Annotated in this window: 16 protein-coding genes; 7 read left to right on the forward strand and 9 right to left on the reverse strand. The window is 68.2% G+C overall.

Annotation, left to right across the window (positions count from 1 at the left end):
* Positions 1-200 precede the first annotated feature (200 nt).
* From ABRP34_RS12130 to ABRP34_RS12155, 6 genes are all read left to right on the forward strand, one after another.
* Positions 201-1,211, forward strand: a complete 1,011-nt coding sequence (locus ABRP34_RS12130; protein ID WP_003803179.1) for a tripartite tricarboxylate transporter substrate-binding protein — start codon at positions 201-203, stop codon at positions 1,209-1,211.
* Complete coding sequence (locus tag ABRP34_RS12135; protein ID WP_353710381.1) at positions 1,208-1,711, forward strand: tripartite tricarboxylate transporter TctB family protein; 504 nt, start codon at positions 1,208-1,210, stop codon at positions 1,709-1,711. The genes ABRP34_RS12130 and ABRP34_RS12135 overlap by 4 nt, the downstream gene beginning before the upstream one ends.
* Positions 1,712-3,400 carry a tripartite tricarboxylate transporter permease gene (locus ABRP34_RS12140; RefSeq protein WP_353710382.1) on the forward strand — a complete coding sequence of 563 codons (1,689 nt, stop codon included), beginning with the start codon at positions 1,712-1,714 and terminating at the stop codon, positions 3,398-3,400.
* Positions 3,397-3,792: a universal stress protein gene (locus ABRP34_RS12145; protein WP_003803184.1), complete on the forward strand. Its 396-nt coding sequence runs from the start codon at positions 3,397-3,399 to the stop codon at positions 3,790-3,792. The genes ABRP34_RS12140 and ABRP34_RS12145 overlap by 4 nt, the downstream gene beginning before the upstream one ends.
* Before the next feature lie 119 nt (positions 3,793-3,911).
* Positions 3,912-4,223, forward strand: a complete 312-nt coding sequence (locus ABRP34_RS12150; protein WP_353710383.1) for a hypothetical protein — start codon at positions 3,912-3,914, stop codon at positions 4,221-4,223.
* Between the two features lie 39 nt (positions 4,224-4,262).
* Positions 4,263-5,225 carry a D-2-hydroxyacid dehydrogenase family protein gene (locus ABRP34_RS12155; RefSeq protein ID WP_353710384.1) on the forward strand — a complete coding sequence of 321 codons (963 nt, stop codon included), beginning with the start codon at positions 4,263-4,265 and terminating at the stop codon, positions 5,223-5,225.
* 69 nt (positions 5,226-5,294) lie between these two features.
* On the opposite strand, the gene ABRP34_RS12160 is transcribed toward ABRP34_RS12155, so the two are convergent.
* From ABRP34_RS12160 to ABRP34_RS12195, 8 genes are all read right to left on the reverse strand, one after another.
* Positions 5,295-7,100 (reverse strand): DUF222 domain-containing protein, encoded by a 1,806-nt coding sequence (locus ABRP34_RS12160; RefSeq protein WP_353710385.1) that lies wholly within the window; start codon positions 7,098-7,100, stop codon positions 5,295-5,297.
* Between the two features lie 163 nt (positions 7,101-7,263).
* Positions 7,264-10,008, reverse strand: a complete 2,745-nt coding sequence (locus ABRP34_RS12165) for a PEP/pyruvate-binding domain-containing protein (protein WP_353710386.1) — start codon at positions 10,006-10,008, stop codon at positions 7,264-7,266.
* 139 nt (positions 10,009-10,147) lie between these two features.
* On the reverse strand, positions 10,148-10,570 hold the full coding sequence (locus ABRP34_RS12170; RefSeq protein ID WP_043419124.1) for a helix-turn-helix transcriptional regulator: 423 nt from the start codon (positions 10,568-10,570) through the stop codon (positions 10,148-10,150).
* 15 nt (positions 10,571-10,585) lie between these two features.
* The gene (locus ABRP34_RS12175; RefSeq protein ID WP_353710387.1) at positions 10,586-11,563 is read right to left on the reverse strand and encodes a DnaJ C-terminal domain-containing protein; all 978 of its coding nucleotides are present in this window, start codon (positions 11,561-11,563) and stop codon (positions 10,586-10,588) included.
* Between the two features lie 179 nt (positions 11,564-11,742).
* On the reverse strand, positions 11,743-12,414 hold the full coding sequence (locus tag ABRP34_RS12180; RefSeq protein WP_003803197.1) for a nucleotide exchange factor GrpE: 672 nt from the start codon (positions 12,412-12,414) through the stop codon (positions 11,743-11,745).
* A gap of 2 nt (positions 12,415-12,416) precedes the next feature.
* Positions 12,417-14,282, reverse strand: a complete 1,866-nt coding sequence (dnaK, locus tag ABRP34_RS12185; protein WP_353710388.1) for a molecular chaperone DnaK — start codon at positions 14,280-14,282, stop codon at positions 12,417-12,419.
* A 236-nt stretch (positions 14,283-14,518) separates the two neighbouring features.
* Positions 14,519-14,941: a hypothetical protein gene (locus ABRP34_RS12190; RefSeq protein ID WP_353710389.1), complete on the reverse strand. Its 423-nt coding sequence runs from the start codon at positions 14,939-14,941 to the stop codon at positions 14,519-14,521.
* 127 nt (positions 14,942-15,068) lie between these two features.
* A complete protein-coding gene (locus ABRP34_RS12195; protein ID WP_353710390.1) occupies positions 15,069-15,791 on the reverse strand; it encodes a TetR/AcrR family transcriptional regulator in 723 nt (240 codons plus the stop codon).
* A 152-nt stretch (positions 15,792-15,943) separates the two neighbouring features.
* Between ABRP34_RS12195 and ABRP34_RS12200 the strand changes: the two genes are divergently transcribed.
* The gene (locus ABRP34_RS12200; protein ID WP_353710391.1) at positions 15,944-16,906 is read left to right on the forward strand and encodes an NAD-dependent epimerase/dehydratase family protein; all 963 of its coding nucleotides are present in this window, start codon (positions 15,944-15,946) and stop codon (positions 16,904-16,906) included.
* On the opposite strand, the gene ABRP34_RS12205 is transcribed toward ABRP34_RS12200, so the two are convergent.
* A complete protein-coding gene (locus ABRP34_RS12205; RefSeq protein WP_353710392.1) occupies positions 16,903-19,083 on the reverse strand; it encodes an efflux RND transporter permease subunit in 2,181 nt (726 codons plus the stop codon). The genes ABRP34_RS12200 and ABRP34_RS12205 overlap by 4 nt on opposite strands.
* Between the last annotated feature and the right edge of the window lie 78 nt (positions 19,084-19,161).

A 19,161-nucleotide genomic window follows, 5' to 3' on the forward strand; every position in this document is an offset into this window, starting at 1 on the left:
GGACTTTGCGCGCTTGTTCCGCGGAGTCCGCAGCGCCTGAACCCTGCACGGGACGCCCCGGCGGGCAGCTTCGTTGGGAACCGGAAACGTGAACGAAATGAACTTAACTTTCTCTGCTTACACAAGCGTGAGCCCCGTCACGTTCGGGCCTAGCATCGGAAGCACCCGATCAAACGGATCAAAACGAGAAGAGGAACAACATGCGCGGAATGAGCGCACTGCGCGTGGCCGCAGTAGCCGCAGGCATCGCCCTGATGGCGTCCGGCTGCGGAGCTACCGGCAAGACTGCCGCCGGCCCCTCCACGAGCGGAGCAAGCACCGCACCCCTTGCCGGGCTTCGCATCATGGTGCCCAACACGCCCGGCGGCGGCTACGACACCACGGCCCGCGCCGCGGCGAAGGTTCTCGAGGACGAGAAGCTTGCCACCAACCCCGAGGTCTTCAACCTGGCCGGCGCCGGCGGCACCGTTGGCCTGGCCCGCATCGTCAACGAAAAGGGCAACGGCGACCTCGCCATGCTCATGGGCCTTGGCGTCGTCGGCGCCAGCTACACCAACAAGTCCCAGTCGAAGCTGACCGACACCACCCCGCTGGCCCGGCTCATCGAAGAGCCCGGCGCCATCATGGTGTCCAAGGACTCGCCGTACAAGACCATCGACGATCTTGTGACGGCGTGGAAGAAGGACCCGTCCAAGGTCAGCGTCGGCGGCGGTTCCTCTGCCGGCGGCCCGGACCACCTCCTGCCGATGCAGCTCGCCGGTGCCGTGGGCATCGACGCAAAGAAGGTCAACTTCGTTTCCTACGACGGCGGCGGCGACCTGCTTCCGGCAATCATCGGCAACAAGCTGGGCTTCGCGGCTTCCGGCGCCGGTGAATACATCCAGCAGATCAAGGCCGGCGACATCCGGGTCCTGGCAACCAGCGGCGAGAACCGGCTTGAGGGAGTGGACGCCCCCACGCTCAAGGAATCCAAGATCGACCTGGTCTTCACCAACTGGCGCGGCATCGTGGCCCCTCCCGGCATCAGCGACGCCGACCGCGACGCCCTGATCGCAACGCTGGAGAAGATGCATGAGTCAGCATCCTGGAAGGAAACGCTGAAGACGCGCGGCTGGACCGACGCCTTTGTCACGGGTGACGAATTCAAGTCCTTCCTCACCGACCAGGACAAGCGCGTTGCCGACGTCCTGACGAAGCTCGGCCTGGCGTGACCTCCTCGGCCTCCCGCCTCAAAGGCCGCTCCGAGCTGGGCGTCGCAGCCCTGCTCGGGGCGGTCGGCGCCCTGGTCCTCATTGACGCAGCGCACCTGGTTGTGCCGTACTCCCAGTCGGATCCGGTGGGCCCCAAGGCCCTGCCGATGATCGTGGGAGGACTCCTGCTCATCTGCGCCGTGCTGCTGGCAGTGAACGTTCTCCGGGGCGGACGCGGTGAGGCCGAGGCCGGCGAGGACGTCGACCTGACCCACCCGAGCGACTGGAAGACCGTGCTGCCTTTGGCCGGCGCCTTCATCGCCAACATCCTGCTGATCGACTGGGCCGGCTGGGTCATCTCCGGAACGGTGCTCTTCTGGGGCAGCGTTTGGGCGCTCGGAAGCCGCCACTATGTCCGCGACGGACTGATCTCCCTGGCTCTGGCGCTCCTGACCTTCTACGGCTTCTACCTCGGCCTGGGCATTGCCCTTCCCGCCGGGCTCCTTGAAGGGATTCTCTAGATGGACGTCCTGTCCTCACTCATGGACGGGTTCGCGACCGCGCTTACCCCCATGAACCTCCTGTACGCCCTGATCGGCGTCATCCTGGGCACCGCCGTCGGCGTCCTGCCCGGCATCGGCCCGGCCATGACCGTGGCGCTGCTGCTGCCGGTGGCCACTGTCCTTGAACCGACCAGTGCGTTCATCATGTTTGCCGGCATCTACTACGGCGGCATGTTCGGCGGTTCCACCACCTCGATCCTGCTTAACACCCCCGGCGAATCGTCCTCGGTGATCACCGCCATCGAGGGCAACCTGATGGCAAAGGCCGGCAAGGCGGCCCAGGCATTGGCGACGGCGGCCATCGGCTCGTTCGTCGCCGGCGCCATCGGCACCTCGCTCCTTGTGGTCTTCGCGCCGATCGTCGTGCAGTTCGCCGTGAGCCTCGGCGCCCCAAGCTACTTCGCCATCATGGTGCTGGCCCTGCTCGCCGTCACCGCCGTCCTGGGCTCGTCCAAGCTGCGCGGCTTCGCGTCCCTTGGACTCGGTCTGGCAATCGGTCTTGTCGGCCTCGACTTCGTCTCGGGCCAGGCCCGGCTCACCTTCGGCCTGCCGCTGCTCTCCGACGGCCTGGACGTCGTCGTGATCGCCGTGGCGATTTTCGCCGTCGGTGAAGCCTTGTGGGTGGCGGCGCACCTGCGCCGCACCCCGCTGCAGATCATCCCGGTCGGCAGGCCGTGGATGGGCAAGGAGGACTGGAAGCGGTCCTGGAAGCCGTGGCTGCGCGGCACGGCCTTCGGTTTCCCTTTCGGCGCATTGCCCGCCGGCGGCGCGGAGATCCCCACCTTCCTCTCCTACGTGACCGAGAAGCGGCTCTCCAAGCACCCCGAGGAGTTCGGCAAGGGCGCCATCGAAGGCGTCGCCGGGCCGGAGGCCGCCAACAACGCGGCCGCAGCCGGCACCTTGACCCCGATGCTGGCACTCGGTCTGCCGACCAACGCCACCGCCGCCGTCATGCTGGCCGCGTTCACCCAGTTCGGCATCCAGCCGGGGCCGCTGCTGTTCCAGAACGAGGGTCCGCTGGTGTGGGCACTGATCGCCAGCCTGTTCATCGGCAACTTCCTGCTCCTGCTGGTCAACCTTCCCCTGGCCCCGGTCTGGGCGAAGCTGCTCCGGCTGCCGCGCCCCTACCTGTACGCCGGCATCCTCTTCTTCGCCACGCTGGGCGCCTACTCGGTGAACCTGCAGGCGTTCGACCTGATGCTTCTGCTGGTCCTGGGCGCCCTCGGCTTCATGATGCGCCGCTACGGGCTGCCTGTCCTGCCGCTCATTCTCGGCGTGATCCTGGGACCCCGCCTCGAAAAGCAGCTCCGCCAGGCGCTGCAGCTAAGCGCCGGCGACGTGTCGGGCCTCTGGAGCGAGCCGATCGCCGTCGTGGTCTATATCATCGTGGCACTGGTACTCCTCTGGCCTCTGGCTGCACGTCTCTGGCGCGCCCGGCGTCCCCGGACGGGCGGGCTCGTCATGGCCGGCGGACCTGCTGTTGACGGACCCGCCGCCGGACCCGCTGCCGCACCCCCAGTCGAGGCGCCTGCTGAGGGATCCGCTGCTGAGGGATCCGCTGCTGCGGCACCCGCCGATCGGGGGCCTGATGCAGGCCGCCGCCGCTCGGACGCCACCCATGCCAACCACGGACAGGAGAAATCGTGAGCATCATTGTCGGCTATATCCCCACGGCCGAGGGCAGCGCGGCCCTGGACCGGGCCATCACCGAGGCGCAGAAAAGCCAGAGCCGGCTGGTCATCATCAACTCCTCCCGGGGAGACGCCATCGTTGACAAGCGCTACGCCCAGGCTGAGGACATCTCCGCATTGACGGAAAGGCTGGACCGGGAAGGGATTGAGCATTTGGTCCTGCAGCCGGTGCGCGGCAACGACGCGGCCAACGAGGTGCTGGAGGCGGCGGAGAAGTACCGGGCCGAACTCATTGTGATCGGCCTCCGGCGCCGCACTCCGGTGGGCAAGCTGATCATGGGCAGTGCTGCGCAGCAGATCCTGCTGGAGGCATCCTGCCCGGTGCTGGCCGTCAAGGCCGGAGCCTGAGCCTGAGCCTGAGCGAGTACCGCCACTAAACGGCTCCTGCCACTAATTAATGCCATGGGCCGGTGTCCGGATCCGTCGGGATCCGGACACCGGCCCATGGCATTTCGAAAGGACCACCCATGACCGTTTACGCCTCCAAAACCCACGCCCGTTCACCATTTCCGGCCCGTGAACCCGTAGCCAACTGGGCCACGCTCTCCCCGGCTGAGGAGGTGGAGATCCGCCGCAACGGGCGCACGGTCGCCGCTGGCTGCGTCGACATGCGGGCCTTGGACGGCAGCATCATCTGGCTCATCCAGGACGGCGGCCGCGGGCGCGCGCTGTTTCTGCAAGGCGACGGCGTGACGGTCTTCCGGCGCGCCCGGAGGAACATCGCCGGCACGGGCCACACCCGGATTCCCCGCAAGGCCGGCCAGGCCCACGGGCGCTGACCACCGCTGACCTGCGCAACCGTCCGATACCGTAAAGCCATGAACCAGTACCGGCTAGCCATTCTGGACGACTATCAGGGAGTCGCCGAGGACTTCGCCCCATGGAGTTCCCTGGCGCAGCGTGGCGTCGCCGTCACGGTGTTCGGCGCGCATTTTGGCTCGGAGGCCGAAACCGCGGCGGCCCTCGCGGACTTTGACATCGTCATCGCCATGCGGGAGCGGACGCCGTTTCCCCGCAGCGTCATCGGGCAGCTGCCGCAGCTGAAACTGCTCGTGACCACCGGCGCCGCCAATGCGGCCATCGATCTGCAGGCGGCAGCCGACCACGGCGTCGTGGTGTGCGGAACCGGCGGCTCCCCCACAGCCGCGCCGGAACTGACGTGGGCACTGCTGCTGGCTTTTGCCCGGAACCTGACCGCGGAAGAGGCCTCCTTGCGCTCCGGCCACTGGCAGACAGGCCTCGGGTTCGAGCTGTCCGGGAAGACCCTGGGAATCGTCGGGCTGGGGAAGATCGGGAAGCGAATCGCCGCCTACGGCCGCGCCTTCGGGATGGACGTGCTGGCCTGGAGCCAGAACCTCACCGAGGAAACCGCCCTGGCGGCCGGTGCCCGCAGAGTCAGCAAGGAAGAACTCTTCACAGAGTCCGACGTCGTGTCCGTGCACCTGCGCTTGTCGCCGCGTTCGGAGGGAACAGTTGGAGAACGGGAACTGCAGCTCCTCGGGCCCGACGGTGTCCTGGTCAACACCGCCCGCGGCCCGCTGGTGGACCAGCAGGCTCTGGTTACCGCCCTCGAAGAGGGTTGGATCCGTGGCGCCGCGATCGACGTGTTCGACCAGGAACCCCTTCCGGCGGGGCATCAGCTGCTGACCGCGCCCCGGACACTCCTGACGCCCCATCTGGGCTACGTCACACAGGAAAGTTACCGGGCCTTTTTCGGCGGCGCATTCGAGGACGTCACTGCGTGGCTGGACGGCGCCCCGGTGCGGGAACTGACGCCGTAGAGAAGACGGTGGCGCCCAAACCGGCAGCCACCGAAATAGCGGGCAACCGCTGACATGAGGCACGCGCTTTTAGGCGGCCGTAGTTGGTGCCCAGCCGGGCAACGGCTCCACAGGCAGCGGTGGGCCAAGGTTCTCGAGGCTGTCCGGCTCGACACAGTCAGGCTCGGGGCCGCCACGCTCGGGCCTGTCGGACTCGAAGCTGCGGGGCGCCGGGCTGACCGTGCCGGGCCTGTCGGACTCGAAGCTGCGGGGCGCCGGGCTGACCGGGCCGGGCCTGTCGGACTCGAAGCTGCGGGGCGCCGGGCTGACCGGGCCGGGCCTGTCGGACTCGAAGCTGCGGGGCGCCGGGCTGACCGGGCCGGGCCTGTCGGACTCGAAGCTGCGGGGCGCCGGGCTGACCGGGCCGGGTCTGTCTGGCTTGAGGCTATCGGGCCAGTGGGGTGGTTCCCAGTCCTGTTGTTCCGCTGGGTAGGACCGTCCCGCGGGTGAGATCCAGCCGGGCGGGCTCTCGCGGGTGGCATCGACCGGTCTCCACCCCGACGTGTGTTTCAGGCGGTGGTGCTTGGGGCAGGGCTGGCCCAGGTTGGTGATCCCGGTGGTCCCGCCGTCGGCCCAGGCCAGGATGTGGTCGGCGTCGTTGTCCAGGGAGTGGTTGTTGCAGTTGGGGAACGTGCAATGCGCGTCTCGGAGCCGGAGCCAGTGGCGCATCGGCTTCGTCAATCGGTAGCTGGTGCGTCCGATCTCCAGCGGTGCCCCGTCCCGAGGGTCGGTCAGGACCCGCAGGAAGGACGTGCAGCCGTCAGCGACGAGCCGGCGGGCCATGGACGGCGGGATCGGCCCGTACCCGTCAAGCACCGCCGGCTCCTCCGTCTGTCCGAGCAGCGAGAACACCGGAACCGTGACCAGGACCTGCGCCCGCGGAGACGGCACATGACCGGGACGCGCTGAACCAGCGAATAGGGCGTCTGCCGGCAGAGAACCTGTGGCCGGGCCGTCAATCCCCTGGGCCGGCGCGAGCAGCCATCCGGCGGCCACATCAGCCCGCAGCTGGGTCAGGGTCCGTGTTTCGGCAGGTCCCTGCAGGGCGCGGGCGGCGGCGGTGGTGCGGTCCCAGATCCCGGCGGCCTGGTCCGCGGGCAGGTACGCCGAGAGCCAGGCCATGCCGTCCCGGTCCGGGGCATACTCCAGCCGCCGGTCCTTCGCACACTTGCGGTGGCGGGCCTCGATACTCACCGGATGATGCCGCTCCCGCCAGGCACGTGCCCTGGCCCGGAACCTCCCCGGTGCCTGCTCCCCGGCGGGGCAGCCGCGCGCCGGGTTAGGCGCGTGCGGGTCGAGGAAATGGGCCTCCAGGGCGGCGGCCGCGGCGGGCTCCAGGTTGGCTGTTTCATCACACATCACCCGCGCATGCTGCAGCGAAATCCTCCCTACCCCCAGCGCAGTCAGCGTCATCGGCCGCTCGGCGGTCAGGGTATGCGCCTCGCACAGCAGGGCACCGGCACTGCGTTCGCTCACGCTCAGGGCACCCGCGACCTCAGCGGTCACGGACATTTCCCGGGCGCTGCCCTCCTGCCTCGAACTCGACGGTACCACCAAGGCCTCGTCAAGGGTGGAATACCCCGCGACCAAACGGACTTTCAGAGCCGCCAGCCGGGCCTCCAACCTGCCCAGCTCCGCCATGCCGTCCAAACACGCGTCCGCCTGATCCCGGAGCGGATCACCCGCAGCGGGATCCACAGCGGCCAGATCACCGGGCGCGTGGCCATCACCGGGTGCCTGGCCATCACCCCCGGCGGCCGCGCGGACAAAACCGGCCAGCACAGCAACGGAGGACTCAATGCCCTCCCACGTTTCCACCACTGCCGTGCTTTCCATACCCACAGCATGGCAGGGGGCACCGACAATTTTGCGGAGCGCAGGGCAGACCATCCCAGGGGCGGCTCCGCTGGTTGCGCGGGTTGGTTTCGACAAGTTCAACCAGCGGTTCGGCTCCCCGACGGCGCCGAGAAGGTGCCCCCGCGGGAAGCATGCCCCGCAGTCAGCTGCCCGTACCTTCGACGGTCCCGGAACCGTCGAGCGTGACGGTGCCGGCGTCGCCGTCGACCTTAACTTGCTGTCCGCTGGACACGCGCCGGGTGGCCACCCCCGTTCCAAGGACGGCAGGAATGCCGTACTCCCGGGCGACGATTGAGCTGTGGCTCAGCGGCCCGCCGACGTCCGTGACGACGCCGGACGCCATCGCAAACAGCGGTGTCCAGGCGGGGGTGGTCATGCGTGCCACCAGCACCTCGCCGGGCCGCATGCTGGCGAAGTCGTCGGGGCCGTGCAGCAGCCGGGCCTGCGCGCTCACCTGCCCGGAGCTCGCGCCCACGCCGGTGATGACGTTCCCGGCCTGCTGCACCGATCGGGCTGGCATCATGCTGCCAAAGGCCCGCTCCATCCAGCGGCTCTCGGGGAGCAACTGCGGGGCAGCCGCTTTCCGCTGGCCACGCCACAGCATCTTCCGCTGTTCAACGGCCTCAGCCCGCACCGGCCGGTCCGTGCCGGTGATGGCCGCGCCGGGCGTGGCCAGCCCGAAGTCGATGGCGTTGCGGAGTTCGTCGAGCCGTAGCCAGAAGATGTCCGACGGCGTCCCGATGACGCCCGAGGCCGTCAGCCGCTCCCCCAGTTCCAGCAGCATCCGGCGCATCAACGGCCAGGCCAGTCCGACGTCGGCCAGGGCGTCCTCACGGACGGGCGCCGCCTTCTGCGCCCAGCGGAGCAGCCTGCGGAAGACAGCGCGGCGGCGCGGCCCCAGCCTGGCGCTGACCAGCCGGCTCTGTTCCTCCCGCCGGTCGGCGGACCGCTGCTGGCGCTCGTGCGGGTCCTTCCCCTGCCCCCGCACGAAGTACCTCAGGGTCTCCAGCAGGGCGGAGGGGTCATCGGCCGGCACAGGGTTGATGAAGTCCAGGTTGTAGACGGCATGCCCGTACCGGTCCAGGTGCCGCTGGAGGCGGGAACGCCACTCGTCCCACTGTTCCGGATCCACAGCCGGGGCTCCGTCCACGCCCGCGGGAAGCGTGCCGGCGCGGAGAGCGTCGGCGATGCCGGCCGCTGATCCTTCCGTGACGGCCGAGGCAAGCTGCGGCCGTTCGCGGGTCCACGCCGCAAGGTCGTACAGGGATTTCTCCGCGCGGATGGGTTCGCTGTCGTAGCCAAGGAGAAAGACCTCCGCGGACGGATCGCCGGGCCGCCGGACGAGCTTGTCGTAGTAGCCCCGGAACATGATCTCGCTGGTTGCGGCGATAGGGATGATGGACTGCACGGCGGTGTAGTACGCGGCGCCGGCGTCCAGCAGCGCCGAAATGCCCTCCAGCAGTTCGGTGGCCGGACGGTCGGCGGGCGACTTGGCCGCCCAGAACTTCACGAGTCCGCGGTACTTCGGGTGCGAGTGATCGCGCCAGCCCTTGATTCCCATGTGGGCCTTGCCTTGGGCCAGAGCGCGCATCGCCGTCAGCGACTTGCCCATGACCCGCCGCATTCCGGCGTTGTTGTAGTAGTAGTACGCGTAGCCGTTGACGGTGGGCAGCGAGACGTCCCCGGGCCGCACGACGCTCTTGCCGAATGCCTCGCTGAACAGGGCATTCAGCGACCGCACCACAGCGCCGTCAATGAGGTCGGCGAACAGGGGCGATAACGGGTCCGGCAACTGCTCTACGATGCTGGCCCGGAAGTACATCCCGTTCGGGTAGGGCAGCGGCCACTGCGTCGGGGCGTCGGCCGAGGGCTCGGGCAGGGCGGTGATGGGACGGGCCTGCAGGATGAAGAAGTCCCCTGCCGCCTGCGCCCACTCGATGTCCTGGGGCACCCCGAAGTGTTTCGCTATGGCCGTTCCCTGGCGGGCCAGCGCGACCGCCAGGTCGTCATCGAGCACGGGCTCCCGGCGCTTCGCTTCGGGCACCGGCTGCTCCCTGGTGCCTGTTCCGTCGTAGACGGTCATGACGTCCTTGTCCGCCGTCCTGCGTTGCTCCACGCGGCCCGTCGCGGCATCCACCACTACGTCGTCCGTGGTGACGGCCCCGCTGACCACTGATTCGCCAAGCCCCCAGGCAGCGCTGATCACCACCTGGTCGCGGCGGCCGGTAGCGGGGTTGGCCGTGAACAGCACGCCGGCGGCACCGGCATCGACCATCTCCTGGATCACGACGGCGAGGCGCACGGTGGCGGGATCGAAGCCGTTCCGTGAGCGGTATGCCATGGCGCGGGCGTTCCACAGCGACGCCCAGCAGTCAATGACGGCAGCGACGACGGCGTTGTGCCCGGAGACGTTCAGGTAGGTGTCCTGCTGGCCGGCGAAGCTGGCCGAGGCGAGGTCCTCCGCGGTGGCCGAGGAGCGCACCGCCACCCGCGCGGCGTGGCCGTCGCCGGGCTCCGCGCCGGCCCCGTCACCTGATCCGGCCGCCGCCTGGTGGTCCAGCGTCTGGTGGCTCAGCCGCCCGTAGGCCGCGCGGAGTTCGCCGGCGATCTCCTCGGGCATCGTGCTCTCGGCGAAGAGGGCGCGGATCTGCCCGGCGGCGGCGTCATAGTCGTCGTTGGAGGCACCGGCGGGGAGGGCGGCGAGCTCAAGGATGCGGCCGGCGATCCCGTTGGCGTTGACGAAGTCCTGGTAGGCCGCCGTGGTGAGCACGAAGCCCGGCGGCACCGGGAACCCGGCCCGGGACAGCTCACCGAGGTTGGCGCCTTTGCCGCCTGCCTCGTCCAAATCGCTGCGTCCCAGCTGGTCAAAGTCCTTGATGTAGGTCATGACCCTGCGTCCCTTCTGCCGGGAGCCGGGACCGCGGCATTGCGGCTGGTGGCCCCGTTCCGGCGCTGCACCCTATTGTGGCACTGCACCCGGTTCTGGCAATGGGGGATGCCAGGCGGAGACGGCTAGACCGGGATGGCTAGAGGTCGCCACGCGGCCGCCACACCACCACGGCCTGCGAACGGGGCCGGGGGCGCTGGCCGCGCGCCAGGCTCACCACGTCACCGGCGGCGCCGGCGGCAAAGATCCGGGACTCCAACGGCTCACGACGGCGGGCCAGTTCCTGGGTCAGTTCGCTCACCCGGTGTTGCAGGGCAGCAACCTGGTTTTCGAGTTCCAGGATGCGCTTGATGCCTTCGAGCGAAACACCCTCATGGGACAGCCGCTGCACTTCACGGAGCCGGTTCACGTCCCGCTGGGAGTACCGGCGGGACTTGCCCGGTGCCCGGCTGGGCGAAACGATGCCCAGCCGGTCGTACTGGCGGAGTGTTTGCGGGTGCATGTCGGCGAGCTCGGCGGCCACCGAGATGACGAAGATCGGCTGATCGAAATTAATGTCCACGGCCGGCACCCGCCCCTAAAGCCGGGCCTTGGCTGCCAGGCCCTGGCGGACATCCGCGCCGGTGGTGGCGGCTGCGAATGCTTTCACGGCCTCCTCGGCTTCCTTGCTCAGGTTCTGCGGTACGGCGACGTCGATGGTCACCAGCAGGTCCCCGGTGCCCTTCGACGTTTTCACGCCGCGGCCCTTGACCCGGAGCGTGCGCCCCGACGGGGTGCCGGCAGGAACGCGGACCCGGACGTGTTCGCCGTCGATCGTGGGAACCTCGATGTCGGCACCCAAGGCAGCCTCCGGGAAGCTGACGGGCACGTGGATCCGGAGGTTGTCGCCGTCGCGCGTGTAAAAGTCATGGTTCTTGACGTTGACGGTGACCAGCAGGTCGCCGTTGCCAGCCGGGCCGTACTGGCCCTTGCCGCGCACGCGCACCTTCTGGCCGTCCTTGATGCCCGCGGGCACCCGCACGTCGATGACCTCGCCGTCCGGTTCACGCAGCCCGATGGTGGTGCCCCGGATGGACCCGGCGAAGGAGATGCTGGTGCTGGCCGTCCGGTCGGCACCCTTCTGCGGTGCGCGCTGGTAACCGGCAGGGCCGCCACCGAAGCCGCCGCCGAACAGGTCGGCGAACTCGGGCGGGACGCCGCCGGCGGTGCTGAAGCCGCCGGAGTGCCGGCCGCCGCCGCCGGTGAACAGGCCGCCGAAGAGGTCCTCGAAGCCGCCGTTCGCGGTGCTGCCGGCGCCGTGCGGGGCAAAGCGGGCGCCGCCTCCCATGGCCCGGATGGCGTCATACTGCTGCCGCTCATCAGGATCGGACAGCACGGAGTACGCCTCGGAAATGTCCTTGAACTTCTTCTCTGCAGAAGTATCCCCGGAGTTCGTATCAGGGTGGAACTGCCGCGCGAGCTTCCGGTAAGCCTTCTTAATGTCAGCGTCGGAAGCGTCCTTGGCAACACCAAGGATCTTGTAAAAGTCCTTGTCCACCCAGTCCTGGCTAGCCAATGGCGTTTCCTTTCAAATGTGCAAAACGATAAGGCGAGATTACCGCCGAACGCCGCAGCGGATGAGGGGGCCCGGGAGTGGCTTCGGGCCTACCGGAGCGTGGCGGCTTAGGTCCGTAGGACCAAAGCCGCCACGCGTAGGGGCGGGGCCCCCTCATCCGCGGAGGCGTGGAGATAAGACTACGCAGGTACCGCGACAATCACCTGTGCTGCGCGGAGGACCCGCTCGCCTGACTTGTAGCCGGAGCGGAGCACCTGGCTGACGGTGTCCACTTCGATGTCATCGCCGGGCTGCTGGATGAGGGCTTCGTGGATGGTCGGATCGAACTCCACGCCGGTCTCATCGATGCGGGTCAGGCCGTACGTCTTCAGCGCATTCTCCAGCTTGGCGGCGATCGCGGCGAACGGGCCGTCCGCGAGGTCACCGTGCTGGCGGGCGGCGTCGACGTCGTCCAGCACCGGGAGCAGGGAGTTCAGGACGCCGATGACGGCCATCTCCCCTGCCACGGCGCGGTCGCGTTCAACGCGCTTGCGGTAGTTGACGTACTCGGCCTGCAGGCGGAGCAGGTCGTTCTTCAGCTCCGCCGCCTCGCCGGTGGTTGAGCCTGCCGCAACCCCCTGCGCCACGGACTCCTCGGCGGGCACCTCAACCTGGTTGAGGATTTCCTCAGCCTGGGCGAGGGCGTCGCCGTCGGAATCCGCATCCGGCGCGGAGGACTGTGCGCCCTCCGGATGCCGGGCCTCCCCGGTCACCGGATCCACCTTGCGGTGGTCCCGGATGACCGGCTCGTCGCGCTTGCTGCTCTGGTCTCGGGAAGAGTTGTGCTCTTCTTCGTTACCGTGATGCGGCATGGCTACTTCTTCTCTTCTTCATCAACGATCTCGGCGTCGACGATGTCCTCGTCAGCCTTGCTTTCGCCGGCCGGAGCACCTTCAGCACCCGCGGCGCCGGTGGCGCCGTCCGGAGAACCTGCCTGGGCGTAGATGGCCTCGCCGAGCTTGGTCTGGGAAGCCTGCAGCTTCTCAAACGCGGTCTTGACGGCGGCGTCGTCGGTGCCTTCGAGGGCCTTCTTGAGGGCGTCGACGTCGGCCTGGACCTCGGTCTTGACCTCTTCAGGCAGCTTGTCGCTGTTGTCGGCGATCAGCTTGTCCACGGAGTAGGCGAGCTGCTCGGCGGTGTTGCGGGTGTCGGTGGCCTCGCGGCGCGCCTTATCCTCGGCTGCGTGCTCCTCGGCGTCCTTGACCATGCGGTCGATGTCTTCCTTGGAGAGCGCGGTGCCGCCGGTGATGGTCATGGACTGTTCCTTGCCGGTGCCCTTGTCCTTCGCCGAAACGTGCACGATGCCGTTGGCGTCAATGTCGAAGGTGACCTCGACCTGCGGGACGCCGCGCGGGGCCGGCGCGATGCCGGTCAGCTCAAAGGTGCCCAGCGGCTTGTTGTCGCGGGTGAACTCACGCTCGCCCTGGAAGACCTGGATGGCCACGGACGGCTGGTTGTCGTCAGCCGTGGTGAAGGTCTCCGACCGCTTGGTGGGGATGGCGGTGTTGCGCTCGATCAGGTGCGTCATGACACCGCCCTTGGTTTCGATGCCCAGGGACAGCGGGGTGACGTCGATCAGGAGAACGTCCTTGCGCTCACCCTTCAGCACGCCGGCCTGCAGGGCTGCGCCAACAGCCACAACCTCGTCCGGGTTGACGCCCTTGTTCGGCTCCTTGCCGCCGGCCAGTTCCTTCACCAGGTCGGAGACGGCGGGCATGCGGGTGGAACCGCCGACGAGCACGATGTGGTCGATGTCGGAAAGCTTGATGCCGGCTTCCTTGATGACGTCGTGGAACGGCTTCTTGGTGCGCTCGAGCAGGTCCTTGGTCAGGTCCTGGAACTTGGCGCGGGTCAGCTGCTCGTCCAGGTGGACCGGGCCGTCCGGGGTGACGGAGAGGTACTGGAGCGAAACGTTGGTGCTGGTGGAGGAGGAGAGTTCCTTCTTGGCCTGCTCGGCAGCTTCGCGGAGGCGCTGGAGGGCGATCTTGTCCTTGGACAGGTCGATGCCCTTGACCTTGAGCTGGTTCAGCAGGTAGTCGACGACGCGGTTGTCCCAGTCGTCGCCGCCGAGGCGGTTGTCACCGGCGGTGGCGCGCACCTGGATGGTGGAGAAGTCGTCCTCGTCCTTGCCGACTTCCAGCAGGGAGACGTCGAACGTGCCGCCACCGAGGTCGAAGACCAGGATGAGTTCGTCTTCTTTGCCCTTGTCCAGGCCGTAGGCCAGGGCGGCCGCGGTGGGCTCGTTGACGATGCGCAGGACGTTCAGGCCGGCGATCTCGCCGGCTTCCTTCGTTGCCTGGCGCTCGGCGTCGTTGAAGTAGGCGGGAACGGTGATCACAGCGTCGGTGACCTTTTCGCCAAGGTAGGACTCGGCGTCGTTCTTCAGCTTCATGAGGACACGGGCGGAGATTTCCTGGGCCGTGTACTTCTTGTCGTCGATGGCCACGGACCAGTCGGTGCCCATGTGGCGCTTGACGGAGGCGATGGTGCGGTCGATGTTGTTGACGGCCTGGCGCTTGGCGATTTCGCCGACCAGGACTTCGCCCGACTTGGAGAACGCAACGACCGACGGCGTGGTGCGGCCACCCTCGGCGTTGGCAATAACGGTGGGCTCGCCACCTTCGAGAACGGAGACGACGGAGTTGGTGGTTCCGAGGTCGATACCTACTGCACGTGACATGTGTTGCTTCCTTCTTTCCGTGGAAACTTGGGCTCGCCCACTTCCTTGAGCGATCTGCACTCAACTTTACTCAGCCCGCAATTTAAGTCAACCAAACTTGAGTCGAGGACGCTCAACTTTGCCTTTTAGGCGACGCCGCTGCACGGAAGAACCCCCGGCTGCTACACGGTATTTCCGCGTAAACCGGGGGTTCTTCGATAATCGGCTGCCGGATTTCGCCCAGCGTGAACCTGCGCCTAGCCTCCCGAGGATGTGCCGCCGTCGTCGTTCCGCGGCGCATTGACCTGGCCGCCGATCAGCTCATCCTTCAGATCTTCGGCGGCGCCGCCTTCGGGGGCCGTGCCGGCGGCGCCGTAGTCACCCTCGGGGTATTCGCCTTCCTCTTCCCCGGGCAACTCCTGGCCGACGGTTCCGGCCCGGCCATAGTCGCCTTCCGGGTACTCGCCTTCTTCCACCTCGGCGGACGGCTCAACAGTTCCGGCGTCGCCATAGTCCCCTGCCGGGTATTCGCCCTTGGGCTCGGCGGCGGATTCCTGCCCTGCCACGCCGGCATCGCCGTAATCACCCTCCACGTACTGGCCGCCGCCCCCTTCGAGTGCCGGATTCCTGGAGCTGTTGTGCGTCCTGCCCGCGTCGCCGGATTCACTGTTTTCGGTCATCGGTTGATCACTCCTTCGAAAGGACTGGGCTGCGCCTGGTTCGGGCGCAGTGGAAGTCTACTCAGCCGGCGCGGGCGGCAACAGAGGCCAGGCATGGGGCTGCCAGGCCGGGTCCGATGCGGCCGAATTACAGTCCGGCGAGATCAGCGAGGACGGCTATGTGGTGCTCGAACAGTTCATCCGGCGCGGAAAAAGTACCGGCGCCATATTGCCCGAATACTTCAAAACTGACGGCTCCAAAGAGTGAGGTCCAGACGAGGGTGCCGCGGGCCAGCAGGGCGCCCGGGACCTCCGCGCCCAGCTCACGCCGGATTGCCTCGAGATCGGCGGCCAGGGGCGCCGGCAGCACGGAAGGCCCGCGCTCGGCAAGGCGTCCGGCCCGGTGCGCGGTGTCCAGAATCTGCACCAAACTGTTGACCACCCGCGTGCCGGGCGCCGTGGTCCGCTCCGCCGGAGCCTGATAGCCCGGCACCGGACTGCCGAACAGGAGGCCGTAGCGCGCAGGCTCCCGGAGGGCCCACCCGCGGACAGCGCGGGCCAGCGCAGCGAACCGGCCCCTGGACTCTTCCGCAGGGACGGACCCGACGGCGGCCTCCACCGCATCCCCCAGGTCGTTGTAGGCATCCACGAGCAGGAGGGTCAGCAGTTCGTCGCGGCTCCCGACGTACCGGTAGACGGCGGAGGAGACCACGCCCAGGTCGCGGGCGACGGCGCGGAGCGACAGGGCGGCGGCCCCATGTTCCGCCAGGTGCTGCCGGCCCAGCCGGATGATGTCGGCGATGGTCTGCGCCCGGGCGCGTTCACGCGGCGTACGGATTTCCCCGCCGTCGGTCTGGGAGGTGGCTGGCATCAGCCCAGCATGGCATGAATCAGAGCAGTGTCAACAAATGAGAGCACTGCTCTTGACTTTGCTTGCCGGCGGCAGCATCCTTATTTCGAGAGCGGTACTCTCATTTACCGCCTGGGACCATCCGGAACCACCCGCACGAAGGAGAAATATTTATGTCCGGTCTTTATGTGGTCACCGGCGCCGGCCCTGTGGGCTGGACGGTGGCCGAGCAGCTGGCGGAGCGGGGCGAGCGCGTCCGGGTTCTTACCCGCTCCGGCGGCGGGCCCGGCCACCCACTGGTCGAGAAACTGCAGGTGGATGTCTCCAACCCGGGCCTGCTGGGTGACGCTTTCGAGGGTGCGGCGGCGGTCTTCCACTGCGTCCACGCCTCCTCCTACAGCGCCGCGGCCTGGGAACGGGAGCTGCCCGCCGCCGAACAGACGGTCCTGGCGGCGGCAGGCGAGGCGGGCGCCGTCGTCGTTTTTCCCGAAAGCCTTTACTCCTACAGCGATCCGGAGCGGGTGATGACCGAAAACAGCCCGCGGGAGGCGGGAGGCGGCAAACGCGGCGTCCGCGCCGCGCTGCTGCGGGCACGGGCGGCGAGCGCCGCTGACACCGTGTCCGTGGTGGCTGGCGATTTCTTCGGCCCCCGGGTCCGGATGGCACACGCCGGCGAGCGCATGGTGCCGGCCGTCCTCGCCCGTCGCCCTCTGCAGGTGGTGGGAAGCGCGGACCAGCCGCATTCCTTCACGTACGTTCCCGATCTGGCCGCGGCAATGATCGGGGCCGCGGGGAAGCCTGAGCTGTGGAACCGGGTGCTCCACGCGCCCACCAACCCGCCGCTCACGCAGCGCCAGATCGCTCAAGCCTTCGCCGCAACCGCCGGCGTGCCATCCGCGAAGGTCAACGCGATACCGGGATGGGCCCTGCGCGCCCTTGGGCTGTTCTCCGCCGACATGCGGGAGCTCGGCGAGGTGCTCTACCAGTTCCAGCGGCCGTTCGTGATGGATTCAACGGCCAGCGAGGAACAGCTGGGTCTTCACCCGACTCCCCTGCAGGTGGCAGCCAGGGAGACGGTGGAGTGGTGGCGTTCGGAGCTCACTGCAGGGACGGGACGGGCCCAGGCGGCCGTTTAGCGGATGGAAACTTCCGCACGGCCTTCCAGCTTGCTGGCTTCCTGCGCTTCGGGCCGGCTGAGTTTACCCGGCCACCAGATGCGCCGGCCCAGGTCGTAAGCCAGGGCGGGCACCAGGAGCGAGCGCACCAGGACGGTGTCCAGCAGCACCCCGAATGCCACGATGAAGGCCAGCTGCACCAGGAACATGATGGGGATGACGCCAAGGGCCGCAAACGTGGCGGCCAGGACCACCCCGGCCGAGGTGATCACTCCGCCGGTCACTCCCAGTCCGCGCAGAATCCCAGGCCGGGTCCCGTGCTTCAGCGATTCCTCGCGGACCCGGCTTATCAGGAAGATGTTGTAGTCCACACCCAGTGCCACCAGGAACACGAAGCCGAACAGCGGCACGGTGGCATCGGCTCCGGGGAAGCCCAGGATGTTGTTGAACACGAGGGCCGAAACGCCCATCGCGGCCGCATAGGACAGAACCACCGAGGCGACAAGCAGGACGGGTGCGAGGACAGACCGCAGCAGCACCATGAGGATGAGCAGAATGACGGCCAGGACAACGGGGATGATGGTGGCCAGGTCGCGCTGGGCCGTGGTGTTCGTGTCCAGGGCGGTGGCGGTCACGCCGCCGACGAGGGCGCCGGGGTCCACGCTTTTCACGCTGGTCCGCATCGCTGCCACGGCATTCTCCGCAGCATCAGAATCGGCTGCGAAGTCGAGGGTGGCGTTCAGGAGCACCCGGCCGTCCCGCACTTCCGGGCTGGCAGGCGTTCCCGGGGCTCCCGTGATGGGCGCGCCGCCCTCGGCCAGGAGGTAGGCGGCCCCCACGCCGCTGGTGGCCTTGACGGTTTCGAGGACCTCGCCGGCTTTCCCCTGGCTGGCGACGATGACCGCGGGACTGCCGCTGCCGGCGTCGAAGTGGCGCGCCAAGGCGTCCTGCCCGTCGACGGCGTTGGAGGCACTGAGGATGACGGCGGTCTGCGGCACGCCGTTGGCCTTCAGCTGCAGGATCCCGGCCGAGGCCGCGACCAGCAGGAGAACGGATGCCACCCACACAGTGCGGGGACGCCGCGACACCAGTGTTCCGGTGGCACGCCAGAGCCCGCGCTGGCCCTCCAGCCCGGTGGTCAGCTCCGGCTCATGCGCCTCGTCGGGCAGGAGCCTGGGCCGGAACGGCCAGAAGGCGGCACGCCCCAGGAGTGCCGCGAAGGCAGGGAGCAGGGTGAGCGAGGCGACAAGGGAGCACACGATGCCGGCGGCCGCCACCGGGCCCAGCGCCTTGTTGGAGTTGAGGTCGGAAAACAGCAGGCAAAGCAGGGCGATCGCAACCGTGGCGCCGGATGCCAGGATCGGCGCGAAGGAGGCCCGCCAGGCGGCGAGTGCGGCGGCGGTGCGGTTGGCCGTGTGCTCGAGTGCTTCACGGAAACGGGCCACGTAGAGCAGGGCGTAGTCTGTGGCGGCGCCGATCACCAGGATGGAGAGGATGCCCTGGCTCTGGCCGTTGAGCTGGATCCAGCCCGCCTTCGCCATGCCAAACACCAGCAGGATGGCGGCGCACAGCGCGAACACCGACGTCAGGAGCACGGCGAAGGGCAGGAGCAGGGAGCGGTACACGACCAGGAGGATGATAAATACCGCCGCCAGCGCGACGAGCAGCAGGATGCCGTCGATGCCGGCGAAGGCTCCCGTGAGGTCGGCCGCGAGCCCGGCAGGACCGGTGACGAAAATCTGCATGCCGTCCGGAGCCGCCGCCCGGACCTCGTTGCGCAACTCTTCGACGGCGTCCGCTGGCTCCGCCGCCGCCACAGACACGATGTACTGCACGGCCTTCCGGTCTTGAGAAGGCACCGGCCCCACCACGGTGCTGCCCAGCTGCAGGTCTTCCAGCGCGGCTTTCAGGCCGGCGGCCGTGCCCAGTTGGGCAGGCGTGAGGGCGCTGCCGCTTTCAATAACGACGACGGCGGGCACCTCGCCGGAGTCCTGGAACTTCTGTTGCCACTCGCGGGCCTCGGTGGCCTCCGCGCCGGCCGGGAGGAAGGACGCCTGGTCATTGGACGAAACCTCATCCAGCCTGCCGAACGTGGGTCCGCCGACCCCGGCAATGGCAACCCAGCCGACGACGAGGACTGCCGGGATGAGCCACCGGAGCCAGAACGGAATGGTGGGGGTACGGGCTGCATGGTTCATGCGGAAGACCTCCTGGGCGTGACAGCCACGCGGGCCGCCGTCAATGATGCTTCCAGCTTAGACTATCTCTACCATGGA

The organism is Arthrobacter sp. K5 (assembly GCF_040448525.1).
GTDB lineage: Bacteria > Actinomycetota > Actinomycetes > Actinomycetales > Micrococcaceae > Arthrobacter > Arthrobacter globiformis.

Bases quoted from the DNA above. Each gene is read 5' to 3' on its own strand.
- ABRP34_RS12130 (WP_003803179.1), top strand. From the start codon at position 201: ATGCGCGGAATGAGCGCACTGCGCGTGGCCGCAGTAGCCGCAGGCATC.
- ABRP34_RS12140 (WP_353710382.1), top strand. From the start codon at position 1,712: ATGGACGTCCTGTCCTCACTCATGGACGGGTTCGCGACCGCGCTTACC.
- ABRP34_RS12150 (WP_353710383.1), top strand. From the start codon at position 3,912: ATGACCGTTTACGCCTCCAAAACCCACGCCCGTTCACCATTTCCGGCC.
- ABRP34_RS12155 (WP_353710384.1), top strand. From the start codon at position 4,263: ATGAACCAGTACCGGCTAGCCATTCTGGACGACTATCAGGGAGTCGCC.
- ABRP34_RS12160 (WP_353710385.1), bottom strand. From the start codon at position 7,100: ATGGAAAGCACGGCAGTGGTGGAAACGTGGGAGGGCATTGAGTCCTCC.
- ABRP34_RS12165 (WP_353710386.1), bottom strand. From the start codon at position 10,008: ATGACCTACATCAAGGACTTTGACCAGCTGGGACGCAGCGATTTGGAC.
- ABRP34_RS12180 (WP_003803197.1), bottom strand. From the start codon at position 12,414: ATGCCGCATCACGGTAACGAAGAAGAGCACAACTCTTCCCGAGACCAG.
- dnaK (WP_353710388.1), bottom strand. From the start codon at position 14,282: ATGTCACGTGCAGTAGGTATCGACCTCGGAACCACCAACTCCGTCGTC.
- ABRP34_RS12190 (WP_353710389.1), bottom strand. From the start codon at position 14,941: ATGACCGAAAACAGTGAATCCGGCGACGCGGGCAGGACGCACAACAGC.
- ABRP34_RS12195 (WP_353710390.1), bottom strand. From the start codon at position 15,791: ATGCCAGCCACCTCCCAGACCGACGGCGGGGAAATCCGTACGCCGCGT.
- ABRP34_RS12200 (WP_353710391.1), top strand. From the start codon at position 15,944: ATGTCCGGTCTTTATGTGGTCACCGGCGCCGGCCCTGTGGGCTGGACG.
- ABRP34_RS12205 (WP_353710392.1), bottom strand. From the start codon at position 19,083: ATGAACCATGCAGCCCGTACCCCCACCATTCCGTTCTGGCTCCGGTGG.